This is a genomic window from Gordonia oleivorans (assembly GCF_040044975.1).
GTDB classification, from domain to species: domain Bacteria; phylum Actinomycetota; class Actinomycetes; order Mycobacteriales; family Mycobacteriaceae; genus Gordonia; species Gordonia oleivorans.
Genome location: NZ_JBDZDI010000001.1, coordinates 303,566 through 321,455 on the forward strand (window position 1 = coordinate 303,566; position 17,890 = coordinate 321,455).

The 17,890-nt window shown below is 67.3% G+C and carries 13 protein-coding genes; 2 read left to right on the forward strand and 11 right to left on the reverse strand.

Annotated features, from left to right (window positions below):
- Positions 1 to 63: 63 nt before the first annotated feature.
- The 4 genes from ABLE92_RS01310 to ABLE92_RS01325 are packed head-to-tail and all read right to left on the reverse strand — an operon-like array spanning position 64 to position 5,877.
- Positions 64 to 1,923, reverse strand: a complete 1,860-nt coding sequence (locus ABLE92_RS01310) for an ABC transporter permease subunit (RefSeq protein ID WP_348802705.1) — start codon at positions 1,921 to 1,923, stop codon at positions 64 to 66.
- Positions 1,920 to 3,104 (reverse strand): polyamine ABC transporter substrate-binding protein, encoded by a 1,185-nt coding sequence (locus ABLE92_RS01315; RefSeq protein ID WP_348802706.1) that lies wholly within the window; start codon positions 3,102 to 3,104, stop codon positions 1,920 to 1,922. Before ABLE92_RS01315 ends, ABLE92_RS01310 begins: the two co-directional genes overlap by 4 nt.
- Positions 3,101 to 4,231 carry an ABC transporter ATP-binding protein gene (locus tag ABLE92_RS01320; RefSeq protein WP_348802707.1) on the reverse strand — a complete coding sequence of 377 codons (1,131 nt, stop codon included), beginning with the start codon at positions 4,229 to 4,231 and terminating at the stop codon, positions 3,101 to 3,103. The genes ABLE92_RS01315 and ABLE92_RS01320 overlap by 4 nt, the downstream gene beginning before the upstream one ends.
- On the reverse strand, positions 4,228 to 5,877 hold the full coding sequence (locus ABLE92_RS01325) for an amidohydrolase (RefSeq protein ID WP_348802708.1): 1,650 nt from the start codon (positions 5,875 to 5,877) through the stop codon (positions 4,228 to 4,230). Before ABLE92_RS01325 ends, ABLE92_RS01320 begins: the two co-directional genes overlap by 4 nt.
- Before the next feature lie 170 nt (positions 5,878 to 6,047).
- Between ABLE92_RS01325 and ABLE92_RS01330 the strand changes: the two genes are divergently transcribed.
- Entirely contained in the window at positions 6,048 to 7,436 is a 1,389-nt protein-coding gene (locus ABLE92_RS01330) for an NAD(P)/FAD-dependent oxidoreductase (protein WP_348802709.1), read from the forward strand.
- A gap of 66 nt (positions 7,437 to 7,502) precedes the next feature.
- On the opposite strand, the gene phoH2 is transcribed toward ABLE92_RS01330, so the two are convergent.
- From phoH2 to ABLE92_RS01350, 4 genes are all read right to left on the reverse strand, one after another.
- The gene (phoH2, locus tag ABLE92_RS01335) at positions 7,503 to 8,810 is read right to left on the reverse strand and encodes an RNA 5'-3' helicase PhoH2 (protein WP_348802710.1); all 1,308 of its coding nucleotides are present in this window, start codon (positions 8,808 to 8,810) and stop codon (positions 7,503 to 7,505) included.
- A 463-nt stretch (positions 8,811 to 9,273) separates the two neighbouring features.
- A complete protein-coding gene (locus tag ABLE92_RS01340) occupies positions 9,274 to 10,146 on the reverse strand; it encodes an acyl-ACP desaturase (RefSeq protein WP_348802711.1) in 873 nt (290 codons plus the stop codon).
- Between the two features lie 97 nt (positions 10,147 to 10,243).
- Positions 10,244 to 11,521 (reverse strand): serine hydroxymethyltransferase, encoded by a 1,278-nt coding sequence (gene glyA, locus ABLE92_RS01345; RefSeq protein WP_348803194.1) that lies wholly within the window; start codon positions 11,519 to 11,521, stop codon positions 10,244 to 10,246.
- A 117-nt stretch (positions 11,522 to 11,638) separates the two neighbouring features.
- Complete coding sequence (locus ABLE92_RS01350) at positions 11,639 to 12,895, reverse strand: DUF885 domain-containing protein (RefSeq protein ID WP_348802712.1); 1,257 nt, start codon at positions 12,893 to 12,895, stop codon at positions 11,639 to 11,641.
- 143 nt (positions 12,896 to 13,038) lie between these two features.
- Between ABLE92_RS01350 and coaA the strand changes: the two genes are divergently transcribed.
- The gene (gene coaA, locus ABLE92_RS01355; RefSeq protein WP_348802714.1) at positions 13,039 to 13,980 is read left to right on the forward strand and encodes a type I pantothenate kinase; all 942 of its coding nucleotides are present in this window, start codon (positions 13,039 to 13,041) and stop codon (positions 13,978 to 13,980) included.
- Between the two features lie 49 nt (positions 13,981 to 14,029).
- Here the strand turns inward: coaA and ABLE92_RS01360 are convergent, their stop codons facing one another.
- The 3 genes from ABLE92_RS01360 to ABLE92_RS01370 all read right to left on the reverse strand — a co-directional run bounded on the left by ABLE92_RS01360 (position 14,030) and on the right by ABLE92_RS01370 (position 17,630).
- Positions 14,030 to 14,497, reverse strand: coding sequence for a carboxymuconolactone decarboxylase family protein (locus tag ABLE92_RS01360; protein WP_348802715.1), 468 nt, complete (start codon positions 14,495 to 14,497; stop codon positions 14,030 to 14,032).
- Between the two features lie 26 nt (positions 14,498 to 14,523).
- Positions 14,524 to 15,291 (reverse strand): SDR family oxidoreductase, encoded by a 768-nt coding sequence (locus ABLE92_RS01365; RefSeq protein ID WP_348802716.1) that lies wholly within the window; start codon positions 15,289 to 15,291, stop codon positions 14,524 to 14,526.
- Between the two features lie 176 nt (positions 15,292 to 15,467).
- Entirely contained in the window at positions 15,468 to 17,630 is a 2,163-nt protein-coding gene (locus tag ABLE92_RS01370; RefSeq protein WP_348802717.1) for an HNH endonuclease signature motif containing protein, read from the reverse strand.
- Between the last annotated feature and the right edge of the window lie 260 nt (positions 17,631 to 17,890).

A 17,890-nucleotide genomic window follows, 5' to 3' on the forward strand; every position in this document is an offset into this window, starting at 1 on the left:
CCCGGTTTCAAGTTCAAGCAGGTCGGTTCACGTCGGCGCGGTTCCCTCGGAGGGTCCCGGTGCTCACCCGATCATCTTGGCCATCGACGTCGAGTCCTCCCCGGATCGCCGCAGGATGAGCCCGGACAACGCGAGCACCACCAGGGTGAGGAGCAGCATCAGGGTCGACATCGCCGCGATCTCCGGGCGCAGCGCGACACGGACCGACGAGAAGATGTACACCGGCCACGGGGTGTAGCCCGGCTGCTGCACGAACGACGAGATCACCACGTCGTCGAGGCTGAAGGTGAAGGCCAGCATCATGCCGGCGAACACCCCCGGCATGGCGGCCGGTGCGATGACGTGCCGCAGGCGGGCGAGCGGCGACGCGTAGAGGTCGGCGGCGGCCTCCTCCAGCGACGGATCGAGCGCCGCGATGCGCGCCCGGACGATGAAGGTGACCACCACCATCGACACCACCGCATGCGAGATCACCAGGCGGACCAGGCCGTTGTTGAACGGCACGATGCTCCAGTCCACGCCGAGCGTCACATACCAGGGCAGGAAGGCCACCGCGTCGGCGATGTCGGGGGTCACCAGCGTGACGGTCAGCAGACCGAGCAGACCGACCGACCACCACCGCGGCCGGCGTGACATCCCGATCGCGATGCCCGCGAAGGAACCCAGCACGGTGGCGAGCAGCGCCGAGAGCAACCCGACCTCGAGGGACACCTTCACCGACTGCAGGATCGTGTCATTCCCGATGGCGTCGGTGTAGGCACTCAGCCCGAACCCCTCGAACGAGCTGAGCACCCGGCCGGTGTTGAACGAGTAGACGACGATCACCAGGATGGGCAGGAACAGGAAGAGGTACACCAGCACCGCCCACACCTTCAGGCAGATGCTGTACCAATCCGTCTGTGTGCGTAGCGGTGTCATCCGCAACGGGGCCAGCGGCGGCAGCGAGCCGGCATCACCGGCCGGCGCGGGCAGCGTCACCGCGAACGGTCCCCGATCCAGCGCCACCGCGATCCCCTTGATGACCACTCCGACGATCACCACACACGCCAGCACGACCAGCATGAGCGACACCGTCATCGCCGAGCCGAGCGCCCAGTTCTGGGCGGTCTCGAACTGGGCCGCGATCATCTGACCGGCCATCGTGCCCTTGGCGCCACCGAGGACCGACGGGGTGACGTAGTCACCCATCAGCGGGATGAACACCAGCAACGCACCGGAGACGATGCCCGGGGACGCCAGTGGCAGGGTGATGCGGAAGAACGTGGTCACCCGGTTGGCGCCGAGATCGCGTCCGGCCTCCCGCAACGACACCCCGGCCCGGTCCATCGCGACGAACAGCGGGAACACCATCAGCGGCAGGTAGTTGTAGACGACACCGATCTGCACCGCGGCGCGCGTGTAGAGGATGCCGAGTTCGCCGAGGCCGACGCTCTGCATCAGACCCGACAGCCAGCCCGACGGTGCCAGGGTGATCTGCCAGCCGATGGTGCGGACCAGGAAGTTGGTGAAGAACGGGATGATGATCAGGGCGAGGTAGACCGGACGTCGACGCGGATTCGATTTCACCGCAAGCCAATACGCGAACGGGATACCCACCAGCAGCGAGATCACCACCCCGGTGACCGCGATGCCGAGAGTGTTGACGAAGGTCGAACGGTAATCCGCGCCGAAGGCCTCGGAGTAGCGGCCGAAGCCCAATTGGTCGGTGGCGTAGGTGGTGAACTGATCGGGTTTGTAGCCGAAGCTGTACCAGATCACCAGCGCCAGCGGGATCACGAAGAAGAAGACCAGGTACGCCCAGGCCGGGAAGGTGAGGCCACCGGCACCGAAGATCCGCTGCCGCAGTGGGGGTTTCGGGGTGGGGATGGACTCGGGTTCGGGCGCGGCGTGGCGGGGACCGCCCGGGGTGGTGACTGTGGTCATCGGGCGCTCCTCGCCTGCATCTGGTTCAGGATCTCGGTCCGTTCCTGGGTGGCCGAGTCGACGTTGGCCGACACCAGCCGGTTGACAACCTCGTCGGGTGGGAACAGCAGATCCGGGAAGTCGAGGTCGGCCGCCCGCCCCTTCTCCGCAAGTCCTTTCACACCGGTCTGATAGCCGATGTATTCCATCTCGCGGAAGGAGACCTCCGGATCGAGCATGTAGTTGATGAATTCGTGTGCGGCGACCGGGTGTTGGGTGCCCCGCACGATGGAGAAGTTGTCCACGAACAGGTTTGCGGTGGGCAGCGGATAGACGAAGCCCCACGCGTCGGGGTCGTCCTCCTCCGACAGGGTCAGGCGCGCATCGCCGTTCCACGCCTGCAGCAGGGTGTAGGCACCGCCGGAGACCACCGAGGTGATCGACGAGTTGTATCCCTGCACCGTTGGCGCGAGCTCGTTGACGAGCAGTGCGCGCGCGGCGTCGAGGTCCTTCTGTTCGGTGGTGTTGGGGTCGATGTTCAAGGCGCCCATGGCAATCGAGACGACCTCCCACGGGTCCTCGAGCACGCTCACCTTGCCACGCGCCGGGCCCCGGGCGAGTTCGATGAAGTCGCGCCAGGTGGTCGGCGTGGTGGCGGTGAGGTCCTTGCGGTACATGAAACCGGTGGTGCCCCAGTCCTTACACGCCCCGTACCGTGACTGCGGATTCCACGACGGGTTGAAGAAGCGTTCCTCCAGATTCGCCAGGTTCGGGATGCGGGAGTGGTCGAGCGGGTCGAGCAGTCCGTGCTCCACCATCTGCGGAATGTAGACACCGGTCGGCACCACCACGTCGTAGCCCGAGGTGCCGCGTGCCGCAGCGAGTTTGGCGATCATCTCCTCGTTGGAGCCGAAGGAGTCGACCTGCAGGGTGAGCCCGACCTCATCCTCGAAGGCCTCCAGATCGGCCGGGTCCTCGTAGTCACCCCAGCTGTAGTAGTTGAGTCGGTTCTCGGTGGTGTCACCCATCGGCGCCGACCCGGCCACCTTGTGGCTGCCGCCGCAGGCCGAGACGGCCACTCCGGCGGCCGCCACCCCGATGCCGGCCAGGAAGCTGCGGCGGCTGATCCGCGTCACACTCGCCCGCGGGACGAGGGCATTGACGGTGGCCGAATCCGTGTGAGATCGGTTGCGGCCCTTCACTTGGCGTACACCCGGGTGTCGGCGGCGGCGAAGGTCGCGGTCACGTGCTGCCCCTCGTGCAGCGGCGGGAAGTTGCGGGTCGCGCCGCGGACGAGGATCTCGGTGCCGGCGTCGGTGGTGACCACGACCTGAGTGAGGTCACCGAGGAAGGACACCCCGGAGGCCGTGCCCGACACCACATTGTCGGCCGCGTCGATGTCGGCCTGGCCCTCGGCGAACCAGATCGCCTCCGGACGCACCGCGACCACCAGTTCGCCGGTGAGGTTGTCGACGTCGCCGGAGGCGGCGAACGCGCCGTCGGTGGTCTGCACCCGTCCGTCCACGTAGCCGCCGGTGACGTCGAAAAAGGTTTGTTTGCCGATGAAGTCGGCGACGAACCGGTTGACCGGGGCCGCGTAGATCTCCTGCCCCTGGCCGACCTGGGCGATGTGGCCCTCGCTCATCACGACGATGCGGTCGCTCATCGAGAGCGCTTCCTCCTGGTCGTGGGTGACGAAGATGAAGGTGGTGCCGAGCTCCTTCTGCAGGAGTTTGAGTTCGATCTGCATCTCCTCGCGGAGTTTGCGATCCAGCGCGCTCATCGGTTCGTCGAGGAGCAGGACGTCGGGCCGGTTGGCCAGTGCCCGCGCCAGCGCCACACGCTGCTGCTGACCACCCGACAGCATCGACGGTTTGCGGTCGGCGAAGCGGGTCATCTGCACCAGTTCGAGTGCGTCGGCGACGCGCCGGCCGATCTCCTTCTTTCCGACCTTGCGTTGGCGCAGCCCGAATCCGACGTTCTGGGCCACCGACATGTGCGGAAACAGGGCGTAGGACTGGAAGACGGTGTTCACCGGCCGCCGTTCCGGTGGCACGTCGATGATCGAGGCACCGTCGAGCGAGATGTCACCGGCGGTGGGTCGTTCGAAGCCGGCGAGCATGCGCAGCAGCGTCGTCTTGCCGCAGCCCGACGGCCCGAGGAGCGACACGAATTCGCCTGCGGCGACGTCGAGGTCGATGTCGGTCACGGCGACGTGCCCGTTGTCGTAGACCTTGGTGATCCCGCGCAGGCTGACCGCTCCGCGTGGTGCGGAGCCGTCCGCCGGGACGGTGTCCGGGCTGTGGGGGGCGTCGGGAAGTGCGGTCATGTATCGGGCCTTTCATGGACGATGACACCGTCGGCGACGACGAGATCGGATCGGGTCTGCCAAAGCGAATCACTGGGCTCGGAGAACGGATTGCGGTCGGCGACGACGAGATCGGCGACGGCGCCGATCCGGATCGTGCCGCTGCGGTCGCGGCGGTTGATCCGGGCGGAACCGCGGGTGTAGGCGCCGAGTGCGGTGACCAGGTCCAGGGCCTCGCCGGGAAGCAGTGGTGGGCGCTCGGAATCCGGTTCGACGCGGTTGACCGCCACCGAGATCGCCGCCCACGGGTCCGGCGTCGACACCGGCCAGTCACTGCCGGCGACCATCGTCGCGCCGGTGGCGGCCAGTGAGGCGAACGGATAGTGCCATCGGTAGCGGTCCGCGCCGATCGCGGGATGCACGAGCGCGGTCATCGAGTCGTCGTTGCACGCCCACAGCGCCTGCATGTTGACCGCGACGTCGAGGTGGGTGAAGCGTTCGATGTCGTCGGGGCGGACGAGTTGGACATGTGCGATGTGGTGGCGACCGGGGGTGATGCCGTTCGCGCGCCGCGCGGCGGTCATCGCGTCGAGGGCGGCGGTGACCGCGGCGTCCCCGATGGCGTGGAAGTGGATGTCGAGTCCCGCCGCGTCGCAGGCGATCACGGCCGCGGTGAGGACCTTCTCGTCGAAGTAGGCGAGTCCCGATCCGACCGGATCTCCGCCGCAGGTGCAGTACGGTGCCGACATCAGTGCCGTCTGGTTCTCGACGACCCCGTCGACCATGATCTTCACCGCGGGCATGCTCCAGCGTCGCCCGGCCGTGCGGTCGCGGCGGTTGACGAACTCGGCGACCACGTCGTCGATGTCTCCGAGGGTCGTGCCGCGCGGCAGCCAGGATGCTCCGACGACGCGCCCGGTGAGCCGTCCCGCGTCCTCGGCCGCCGCATAGGTGCGTGCGAGGTCGGTCATCCCCGGGTAGTCACCGACGATGGCCTCCTGCCAACCGGTGACGCCCAGAGAATGCAGATAACGCTGGGCGGTCGCCAGCCCCGCCGCCTGCTCGGCGTCGCCGGGCGGCGGGATCAGCGCCGACACCAGATCCATCGCACCCTCGTGCAGGGTGCCGGTGGGAGTGCCGTCGGTGTCTCGTTCGATGCGGCCGTCGGGCGGGTCCGGGGTGTCCGCATCGATCCCGGCGAGGTGCAGGGCACGGGAGTTGACCCATGCGCCGTGGTGGTCGCGGTTCAGCAGAAAGGCGGGGCGGTCGGGCACCACCGCATCCAGTGCCGCGGCCGTCGGGCACCCGCGGTCGAAATGGCTCATCGACCACCCCGATCCGGCGATCCATTCGCCGTCATGACCGGCGGCGTGGGCGGCGATCGTCGCGATGGCACTCGAGGCGTCGACGGCGTCGGTCAGGTCGCAGGCATTGCGGTCGATCCCCGCCGAGAGTGCGTGGATGTGGGCGTCGGTGAAGCCGGGATGCAGCAGACGTCCGGCCAGGTCGATGTCTGCGGCGTCGGGAATGACCTCGCGCACCCGCCGCACGTCACCCAGGGCGATCACCCGTCCGTCGCGCACCCCGACGGCCAGGTCGGGGTGCACGCGGCGACCGTCGAAGACCGGTCCCGAGTGGAACACGGTGTCCGGGAGAGCTCGTGACACGGGCGGACCGGGTCCTTCCTGTCGTGCATCCGATCCGATACCGCCCATGCGGTCGAACTGGCGTAATCATCAGTCTGACTGGATAATCGTCACGGATTTCGTGGCTGAATGCCACATCGGCGACTGATTATTAATGTGCTCGCAACATTCGCTCGAATACGGTGATGGATATGCGCAACGGCGACGTGTCCTTCTGGCACACCACCCTCGACGAACTCCCCCGCCGATCGGCCCTGCCCGGGAATCTCGATGTCGACATCGCGATCGTCGGCGGAGGGCTCACCGGGCTCTGGTCGGCCTACTACCTGGCCCGCACGCTGCCCGACGCCCGGATCGCCGTCCTCGAACGCGAGTTCTGCGGCTTCGGTGCGTCCGGCCGCAATGGTGGTTGGCTGTCGGCCGAGGTGGCGGGCAATCGGGCGCGTTACGCCGCGATCGCCGAGTCGAGGGGCCGCGACGGCCTCGACGCGAACCGTCGGCTCACCGCGACGATGCGCGCCGGCGTCGACGAGGTCCTCGACCGCATCGAGGAGGAGGGCATCGACTGCGATGCTGTGAAGTCCGGTGTGCTGCACATCGCGCGGTGCGCCGCGCAGGAGCGCAGGCTCGGCGACGACCTCGAGCACGAGCAGCGTTTCGGTGGGCAGTGGGATCTCCTCGACGCGGCGGCACTGCGCGACCGGCTGGCCATCCCCGGCGCCCGCGCCGCCATGTTCTCGGCGCAGTGCGCGCGGGTGAATCCCGCCAGACTCACCGCCGGGGTGGCCGCGGCGGTCGAACGCTCCGGCGTGTCGATCTTCGAGAACACGCGCGTGCTCGACGTCGCGCCACGCCGGGTGTCCACCGATCACGGCGTCGTCTCCGCCGAGACCATCCTGGTGTGTCTCGAGGGTTTTACGCCCACCATGCCCGGGTGGCGGCGTCGGCTGCTGCCGATGAACTCGTCGATGATCGTCACCGAGCCGCTGCCCGAGCATGTCTGGGACGAGATCGGTTGGGCCGGGGCAGAATTGCTGGGCGAGACGGCGCACGCCTACACCTACTCCCAGCGCACCGCCGACGGCCGGATCGCGTTGGGCGGCCGGGGCGTCCCGTATCGGTTCGGCTCCGGCGTCGACGATCACGGGCGCACCCAACAGCGCACCATCGATTCGCTGGTCCGCGCGCTGCACGAGATGTTCCCGGCCACCCGCGACGTGGCGATCGCCCACGCGTGGTGCGGGGTGCTCGGGGTGAACCGGGACTGGTCGGCGACGATCGGCTACGACCCGGTCACCGGGATCGGTTCGGCCAGTGGATATGTCGGCTCGGGACTGACCACCACCAATGTCGCCGGCCGCACCCTGCGTGACCTCGTCGTCGGTGATCGGACGGAGCTGACCACGCTGCCGTGGGTGGGTCACCATACGCGACGGTGGGAACCCGAACCGTTGCGCTGGCTCGGTGTCGCGACCATGTATGCCGCCTACCGCGGCGCCGATCGCAGAGAGCTCGCGAGCGCCTCGCCGACGAACGATCTCGTTGCGCGCCTGGCGGATCGGGTGTCCGGTCGGGCGTGAGACCGCCATCAACGCACCGACCGCGCCATCCCGTGGAGTCGAGGATGGCGCGGTCGGTGTGGGACGTCAGTATGCAGCGCCCGGAGCGAACTCCTCGAGCACCTCCGTCACCAGCGCGGCGATCGGTGAACGCTCGCTGCGGGTGAGGGTGATGTGGGCGAAGAGCGGATGGCCCTTCAACTTCTCGATGACGGCGGCGACACCGTCATGCCGGCCGACGCGCAGGTTGTCACGCTGGGCGACATCGTGGGTCAGTACGACGCGCGATCCGGAGCCGAGTCGGGAGAGCACCGTCAGCAGCACGTTGCGTTCCAGCGACTGCGCCTCGTCGACGATGACGAACGAATCGTGCAACGACCGTCCACGAATGTGGGTGAGCGGCAACACTTCCAGCATGCCACGGGAGAGCACCTCCTCGATGACCTCGGTCGACGCCAGGCCTTCGAGGGTGTCGAAGACGGCCTGCGCCCACGGCCCCATCTTCTCCGCCTCACCACCGGGGAGATAGCCGAGCTGTTGTCCGCCAACGGCATACAGCGGACGGAAGACGACGACCTTACGCTGGGTGCGGCGTTCGAGCACCGCCTCGAGCCCGGCACACAGTGCCAGTGCCGACTTTCCGGTGCCGGCCTTGCCGCCGAGCGAGACGATACCCACGCTGTCGTCGAGCAGCAGGTCGAGGGCGACCCGCTGTTCGGCCGAACGACCATGCAGCCCAAAGGCTTCCCGGTCACCGCGGACGAGCTGGATCTGCTTGGCCTCGTTCACCCGGCCGAGAGCGCTCGACGATCCGTGGCCGACCAGCCGAACACCGGTGTGGCACGGCAGTTCTCGGGCCTCGTCGATATCCACGACACCCTCGGCGAACAGGGTGTCGATGGCCGGCGACTCGACCTCGAGTTCGGTCATCCCCGACCACCCGGAGACCACCACATCCTGGGCGTGGTATTCGTCGGCGTCGAGTCCGACGGCGCCGGCCTTTACGCGCAGCGGGGTGTCCTTGGAGACCAGCGTGACGTGTTTGCCCTCGGCCCGAAGATTCAGGGCGCATGCGAGAATCCGCGAATCGTTTGTCTCGGTGCGGAATCCCGACGGCAGGACGGCGGGATCGGTGTGATTGAGCTCCACCTGAAGGGTGCCGCCCGCCTCGCCGATCGGGAACGGGACGTCGAGGCGGCCGTGTTCGAGGCGGAGGTCGTCGAGGAGCCGCAAGGCCTCACGTGCGAACCAGCCGAGCTCGTGGTGGTGACGTTTGCCCTCGAGTTCGCCGATGACCACCAGTGGAAGAACCACATGGTGTTCGGCGAAACGCGTGACCGCCCAGGGATCAGAGAGCAGGACGGAGGTGTCGAGGACGTAGGTGCGTGTGGTCACGTGGGCTCCTACGTTTGTGCGGCGCCCGCACAAACCAGTTCAAGTGGGCCGGTCGGTTCTCGTGTCTTCAGCGGCGTGGGCCGGTGAGGACGAGGACCGGGGCCGGCCCTCTCGCGCTGCTGTTGCAAACCACGAATCGAACCTCCCGGACGAACCGCTTCCCCGCGGCCCGTCACTGGTCAACGTACGCGGAATGGCGCGGCGCGGCGCGTCGGAAAGGGTGTGTCGGCGTGAATTTCGCGTTAACGGCGCTATCGTGGGTCCCAGTGACGTCCGGGGCCGCCACGACGGTGAAATCCGTGTTCAGAGCGGGTTTCTCCCACCACACTCCCACTTCTCACCCTTCCCCGACCGCACCTGATTCGCTGGTGAACCGAGTGAAAAACACCACTGCCGGTCCCGCGGTGCGGAACCGGCAGTGGTGTCGGTCGATCGTGTGGTGCCTGCTCGGCGACCCGGTTGCTCAGCGACCGGCCAGCGCGAGGATGCGCCCCCGCGCGGCCTCGGCGTCGTCACCCAGGCCCTGCACGCTGTCGAGCTTGAGGGCATCGGCCAGGGACGCGGCGATCGCGGCGTGCGTCTCGTCGTTCTCGTACCCGGCGATCAGGGCCCGCTCGGCGTCGAAGTCGTCGATGTCGAAGCCGAGCGGCTCGACCGTCAGACGCGTGAGCGCCTTGTCGACGGCGATGACGGTGGCGTCCTGATCGGCGACCAGCGCGGCGTTGAGGAAGTTGGCGAAGGTGGTCGCCTGCAGTGCATCGTCACCGGAGATCTTGGCGAGGATCTGGAGGTAGTTGTCGTCGACGACGGCGCCCGCATGCTTCTTGATGAACTGCACGCACTGGTACTCGTGCACCGCCATCAGAGCGAGGACGTCGAGCGGGCCGAGTTCGGCGACGGCCTGCGGGTTCTGCCGGTACCCCTTGGTGACGTGCTCGCGGCGACGTTCCTCGGAGTCGACGGGGTCGATGGCGCGGGTGACCACGAGGTAGTCACGCAGCACCACGGCGTGGCGGTTGTCCTCGGCGGTCCAGACACCGACGAGCTGTCGCCAGTCGGAGAAGGCCGGGAAGTACTTGGCCAGCACCCGGTGGAAGGACGGCAGATTGTCCTTGGTCAGCAGCAGCGCCAGGGCTCCGGCACGGGCCTCGTCGGACAGCGTGCCCTGGGACGGATCCCAGTCGTCGCCGCCGAGGAAGGCGAAGTTGCGGCCGTCGTCCCACGGCACCCAGTCGTGCGGGTTCCACACGGTGGCTGCCGCCGCGTGGTCCTCGGCGATCTCGGGAAGCGCCTTCTCGAGCGCGATGATCAGGTCGTCTTCGGTGAGTGCGTTCATCGCGATACAGGATACGGATTCGTCACGGCTGTGGGCAATCCGGACATGGGGCAATCCGGACATGGGGCAATCCGGTGATATCGAGGACCGCCCCAGATCAGATGCGGCTCATCAGGCCCCAGGACTCGAGCCCGTCGTAGAGCGGGAAGTCCAGCGCCAACTGCGACACCCGCGCGCGGAGTGCGGAGACGTCGGCGGAGGTGCCCGCGGCCAGCGCGGTGGCAATGATATCGGCGACCTCGGTGAACTGCTCGTCGCCGAAACCGCGGGTGGCCAGCGCGGGCGTTCCGATCCGCAGACCGGAGGTGACCATCGGGGGGCGCGGGTCGAAGGGGACGGCGTTGCGGTTGACGGTGATGCCGACCTCGTGGAGCAGGTCCTCGGCCTGCTGGCCGTCGAGCGGGCTGTTGCGCAGGTCGACGAGCACCAGGTGCACATCGGTGCCGCCGGTCAGCACCGACACGCCGGCCTTGCTGACGTCCTCGCCGGTCAGACGCTCGGCGAGGATCTTCGCGCCCGACAGTGTCCGACGCTGACGCTCGGCGAACTCCTCGGTGCCGGCGATCTTCAACGCGACGGCCTTGCCGGCGATGACGTGCATGAGCGGGCCGCCCTGCTGGCCGGGGAACACCGCCGAGTTGAGCTTCTTGGCCCATTCCTGCTTGGCCAGGATGATGCCCGAACGCGGTCCGCCGAGTGTCTTGTGCACGGTGGAGGACACGACGTCGGAGGCGGGCACCGGGTTCGGGTGCAGGCCGGCGGCGACGAGACCGGCGAAGTGGGCCATGTCGGTCCACAGATAGGCGCCCACCTCGTCGGCGATCGAGCGGAATGCGTCGAAGTCCAGGGTGCGGGGGTAGGCCGACCAGCCGGCGACGATCACCTTGGGGCGGGTGTCGAGGGCGATCTTGCGGACCTCGTCCATGTCGACGCGGAAGTCTTCCTTGCTGACTCCGTAGAAGGCGTTCTCGTAGAGCTTGCCGGAGAAGTTCAGCCGCATGCCGTGGGTGAGGTGACCGCCGTGGGCCAGATCGAGGCCGAGCAGAGTTTCGCCGGGGCTCATCAGCGCCATCAGGACCGCGGCGTTGGCCTGCGCGCCCGAGTGCGGCTGCACGTTGGCGAAGTCGGCACCGAACAGTGCCTTGGCACGGTCACGCGCGATGTCCTCGACGACGTCGACGTACTCGCAACCGCCGTAGTAGCGGCGACCGGGATACCCCTCGGCGTACTTGTTGGTCAGGACGCTGCCCTGCGCCTGCAGGACCGCGCGCGGCACGAAATTCTCCGACGCGATCATCTCCAGCGTGTCGCGCTGCCGGCTCAGCTCGCCGTTCATCGCCGCGGCGACATCGGGGTCGAGGTCGGCCAGCGACATCGCGTTCACAGACTGTTCGGAGGTGACGTTGTCGGTCATGCCCGCAAGTCTATGGCCCGAGGCCCCCGCCGACGAAGTGGGTGCTCACCTGCCGTCGCCGGTCCGATAGCTGCGGCGTCAGGATTCACCGAGTTCGGCGCGCAGGGACGCCGGGATCAGCGGTTCGTCGAGGAGCCGACCGAACCGTGCGGACCGGTCAGCTCCGGCGATCCCCGGCGCGGACGAGTCGAGCCAGCGCTGCAGCAACCGGTACCCCTCCACATAGGTGGAGATGTAGGCCCGCCACAGCGGCGAGGTGAGGAAGCGCAGCATCTGCCGGGCGCGGGGTTCAGGGGCCAGTAGCCACCGCTGCAGGAATGCCGCGACCGTGTCGGTGTCGGCATGCTGATCGTGCAGGAGCAGGGCCGCGTCCTGCCGCACGCCGAGCAGGCCGGCGGTGGCGCGCGAAACCCGTTGGGCGCGTTCGCCGTCGAAGCGGAGTCCGAGGTCGGCGTAGATCTCGGCGGCCCAGGTCCCCCACTCGGGGCCGATGATCGCGCCGAGCGCGTGGTCGGCGAGTCCCTCGGCCATCAGGCACTGCGGGGTGTTCACCAGGAAGATCGTCTGCTCGGTCTGGCCACCGCCGACGAGGCGTTGTTCCTTGCGGCAGTGCTCGGTGTGATGGCCCGGGTACGCCTCATGCGCGATCAGGTGCGGAAGGTTCGACATGTGCTGAGTCAGGTCGACGTTGATCGCCACCCGCGACCGATAACCGCCGAGGTAATAGTTGAAACCCGACCACGGTTTGTCGGTGACCACCTCGAAGTCGACGATCTCGGAGTCCGGCAACGGGTATGCCTCCCGCACCTTTTCGCGCAGCGCGCCACTGAATTCCCGAACGCATTCGTCGACGCGGTCCGCGGGGATCTCGTCGGCGCGGCGATAGGCGGCGTAGGCGTCGGTCAGTTGCGCTCCGGTCGTACCCTCTACGCCCAGTGCGGCGGCGAGTTGACCGTGCGCCGCCCGGTAGTCGTCGGTGTCGCCGAGGGCGATGTCGACGTCGAAGTAGGCACGTACCTCGTCGACGAAACCGATGTCCTCGCCGGCGAACTTGCGCGCCGAACATTCCAGCGCCCGCAGGTGCGCGGCGATGAACGCGGCGCGATCGTCGTCGAGATCGCCGGGGAGATCGGCGAGCAGGCCGCGGGCGGTGTCGGCGAGACGGGCTGGTTCGGGTGCGGGGGCGGCCTGAACCTCGGCGCGCAGTTCGGGATCTCCGGTGAATGCGTCGACGAACCCTTCCTCGATGCGATCGAAGGCGAGCCCGAGCCGGAGGTAGTCGATGACGAGCGTCGACTCGGCAGAGGCGACCGTCTCCCCGTGGGAACGTGACATGACACCGAAGGCTACCGATGGCCGGCAGATTGCGCCCGGATGGCGCGCAGGGTGTGCCCTGTCCACTCGGTCAGGTGGGCCTTATAGGGTGTACGCATGATTCGCACCTCAGCAGCGGCCGTTTCGGGTCCGAGGCAGGGCTGATGGCACGTCACTCGAGCGACCGGGATCCCAGTCTGTACATGGAACTGGACCGCAAACAGTGGCGTGAACTGCGTGAATCGATGCCGATGGTGCTCAACTCGGATGAACTCGATCAACTCGTCGGTCTCGGTGAGCAGATCGATCTGACCGAGGTCGCCGAGGTCTATCTGCCGCTCTCGCGTCTGATCCACCTGCAGGTGGCGGCGCGGCAACGGTTGTTCGCGGCGACGTCGACCTTCCTGGGTGATCGTCGTACCGACAAGCAGGTGCCGTTCATCATCGGCATCGCGGGTTCCGTCGCCGTCGGGAAGTCGACGACGGCGCGTGTTCTCGCCGCCCTGTTGGCGCGGTGGGAATCGCACCCCAAGGTCGACCTGGTGACGACCGACGGATTCCTGTTGCCGACCGCGGAGCTCGAACGCCGAGCCATCATGCATCGCAAGGGTTTTCCCGAATCGTACGATCGTCGGGCATTGTTGCGGTTCGTCACCGAGGTGAAGTCGGGGGCGCGTGAGGTGACGGCGCCGGTGTACTCGCACCTCACCTACGACATCGTGCCCGACGTCCGTCATTACATCCGGCAGCCCGACATCCTGATCTTGGAGGGTCTCAACGTCTTACAGACGGGCGAGACGCTGATGGTGTCGGACCTCTTCGACTTCTCCATTTACGTCGACGCCAAGACCGACGACATCGAGAAGTGGTACGTCTCGCGGTTCCTGCAGATGCGGTCGACGTCGTTCTCGGACCCGAATTCGCATTTCCACCACTATGCCTCGTTGACCGACGAGCAGGCCACCATCGCGGCCCGCGACATCTGGACCTCGATCAATCTGCCCAATCTGCGGGAGAACATCCTGCCGACGCGGCCGCGCGCGACGCTGGTGTTGCGCAAGGACACCGACCATTCGATCAATCGGGTGCGGCTGCGCAAACTGTGACGGGCGTGGGCCCACCGACGACGACCGCGGCCGCGCGGACGACGCGGCCTCACGTGCGCCGCTCGTCCAGACCCGCGGGGTAGCCACCGGTCAGCGCGATGCGATTCCAGGTGTTGATCATCGTGATCGACGCCAGCACACGACCGAAGTCGGCGTCGTCGAATTCGGTTCGTACACGGGTGAATACGTCGTCGGGGACGCCCCGCTCGCCCACCTTCGTCACATATTCGGTGAGTTCGAGGGCTGCGCGTTCGCGAGCGGTGAAGTGGTCGCCCGCTTCTCGCCAGACCGAGACCAACGACACCTTCAGATTCGCGATGCCCATGGCGAGCGCGTCGGAGACGTGCATGTGCAGGCAGTAGGCGCACCCGTTGCACTGGGATGCCCGGATCTTGATGAGCTCCACCAGTTCTGGATCGAGACCACGTCCGACGGCCCGTTGCAGCGCGACGAGCGCCTTGTAGATGTCCGGGTTCTCTCCGGGCAACCAGTACCGGACACCGTCGGGTGCGGTCATCGTCGGTGGGGTCGTCGTCGCTGGGGTCATCGTCGGGCCCCGTCGGTGGTCTGATGCTCCAGCCAGTCTCCGAACGTCGTCGACGCCGTCTCGTAGTCTCCGTGCGGCAGCAGTCCACCGCTGCGCATGGCGGACCCGCCGATGTTGACCCCCATCACCCACCGCGGGTTACCTTCGTGCCGCGCATAGGATTTGGCGACGTCGACCATATCCATTTCCGCCGGCCCGGCAACCTCGACGTCGCCGGCGGTGGGCGCCGTGACGGCGTCGGCGAGGACCCGTGCGGCGTCCGCGGCCGCCAGTGGGCGGCTGAGCATGTGCGGAACGACGGCGACGGGCCCGAACCGGGTGCGTTCGATCATCTGTCCCGCCAGCTCATACCACTGGGCCGATCGGACCACGGTCAGCGTCTCGGCGTCGAGGCGCTCGCGATACACCTTCTCCTGCTCGCCTTTTCCCTGGTAGTAGCCGAACTTGGCGTTCACCTCGGGGTTGGCGGCGTTGATGATGGACAGGCAGACCACGCGTGACACCCCGGCAGAACGTGCGGCCGCCGACACGTTGGCGGCGACTGTGCCGAAGAAGTCGAGGGCGACCTTGGCTCGGGTGGTGGTGACGTTGGTCGCGTCCACCACGGCATCGGCGCCGGCGAAGGCAGCCTCGAGTCCACTTCCGGAGTAGGCATCGACACCTGACGACCGTTGCGCCGCAACGGTATCGACTTCCTTCGCAGCGAGTTCCCCGACGAGATGACGTCCGATCATCCCGCTGGCCCCCAACACCACAACCTTCATCACTGCCTCCTTGTGTGATCCTCCGCCACAGTGGCGTAGTTCGACGGTACCGACTGATTGCATCGGAAATGCAGTGCAATCCGGGTGTAGATATCTGTGCCAATTGTGCGGCGGTGCCAATGTGCAGGAGTACCGACCACGGCCCGCCGAACGTGCCACCCTCCCTTGCCCCGCGATCACCTGGGGTAGGTGATGAGGATTTGTCCGGTGTGGATGTTGGTCCAGGTGATGGACCGGTCGAGGTGCATGACGCCACGCCAATGCCCGACGTGCTTGCGGTGATGGTCCGGTTTGCACAGGGGCGCAAGGTTTTCCACCACGGTCCAGCCACCCTCGGCGGGGTTGGCATGGAGGAACGCGACCAGGTGATCGAGTTCGCAGAGGTGTGCGGGCATCCCGCAGAACGGGTACCGACACCACAGGTCGGTGGACAAGATCTCATCACGTATCCGCTGCGGCGGGGCATAGGTCAACGCCCCCGGCGGCGGTGTGGTGTAGCCACCATGACCGGTCGGATCCACCGGCGGCGCCTGCGCCCGATCCACCACCTTCTGTAAGCGCTGCAGGGCCGGTCGGGCGTGATCGGGCACCCAGATCACCCGCGCATGGGCTGCGACATGTTCGGCCTGGACCGGATCGATCGCCCCGTACCCGTGCAACCGGTCCGGGATCTGCCCACTCGCATCACGCACCAGCAGAAACGCCGGCGGCTGCGCCGGGGTCACCGGCACGACCTCCCCCGATACCGGCGGGGCCGGCACGATCGGGGAGGTCACCGCCATCACGGGCACCGGAGAGGTGTCGACCGGCACCACCGCCGTCGACGCGCCTGCGGCGTCCATGCCGCCGGTCTGGGCTTCGTGGTCGTCGCTGTCGCCATCGGTGTCGTTGATGTCGTGGTCGCCGTTGACATTACGATCGTCATCGGGGTCCCACTGCAGGTCGTGATGAGCGTGCAGGTCATCGGGCTCGGGCGCGGTGTCCTCGTCGGGCAGGTACTCCTCGGCATCATCATGTCTCGGAGCGAGCACCTCGTCGGGACCGGACACCGTGAACGACGCCTCGCCGAACACCACCACCTCGGTCGAGGACTCGGACGTGACAGGCTCGGACTCCGACGGCGCGGACTCGAACGGGCCAGATTCAGACGAGATCGGCGGGGAATCCTGGACCGGCTCGGATGCCGGGGTCGGCGAGGACTCGGACGGCGTGGACTTGCCCGCAGCGCGGCCCGCAGCCGCCTTGGCCTCGTGCCGTCGCTGCCGACGAGCGGCCGGAGCAGGGCAATTATCCAACCCGCACTGACACCCCAACCGCACCCCCGGCGCGCCGAGCAACTCACCGAACGCGACCGTCCGCAACAACCCCACCCACCGCGGATCATGCTGACACACCCGCCGCGCAATCAACTTCGCCATCCGCTCCCGCAGATAAATCCCATCCTGCGCCAGCACACACGCAGCAATCGTGGCGTGACCATCGATATCATTCCGGACGATCACATCCGCCCAGTCCTGCTCGAACTCCTCCCGCGACCGCGTCGCCCGATCCGCGTCATCAGCGATCAACGCGTCATCCAGATCGTCACGCAACACCGAATCAGCGGTATCCCGCGCACCCAACTCCAACGCAATATCCTCAAACGACGGCCGCTCGGCGTCAGTCTCATCGGCATCGGGATCGGCGTCGGGATCGGCGTCATCTCCGTCGACGCCACGACCCTCGGCATCCACCTCCGCGTCACGATCGGCATCACCGCCGTCGACACGATCAGCCTCGCCGGCATCACCGTCGGCGGCGTCGTCGTTGGTCTGACCCTGCGCACCATCGGAATCCGGTTGCGGCACACCATCACCATCACACGTGCTGCCGTCACCGCCGGTGCCGTCCTCACCACCAGCACTGTCCCCACCTCCGGTGCTCGGCTCGGGCTTGGCGTTCATCGCCGCACGCTCAGCCGCCTGCACCAGAATCCTCACCCGATGCGTCGAATACTGCCCCTCCAAGAACGCCACCCGGATCTTCGGGAAATCCAGCAACAGATCCTCGAGATTCATCCACTGCCGCGCCCTGGACCGCGTGATCCCCAACGCCAACGACACATCCCCCACCGCCGCCTTCACCGCCCGATCCCGCACCACCATCTGCCGCAACCCCGGCAACCCGGCAAGGGCCTCCTCATAGGAACGCCGACCGATCTCCCCGGCCAACAACACCACTCGCGCTTCCTCACGACGCGACCGCATCAACGCCAACCGCGCCTGCTCCCCACACTCGGCCAACGACATCGACCGCACCCGCGCGAGATCGGCATCGACGTCATAGGTGAACACCGACACCACCCCCTCCCACGCAGTCAGCAGAACCGGATAACCATTCGCTCACAGTCGAATCCGATCCCGGAGATCACGCCGCCGGAACCATCTCCAACCCTCTGACCCCCACGCTATACCCGACCACCGACAAAACGGATCAAGCGGCATCCGCACCAGATCAGGCTGTGCACAACCCGGTCGGCCAGATTGCCGCGCCGAGAACTCCTCCCCCACTGACAGATTCGTCCCCCAGCAATTCCCACGGACGATCACGAACCCCGGGG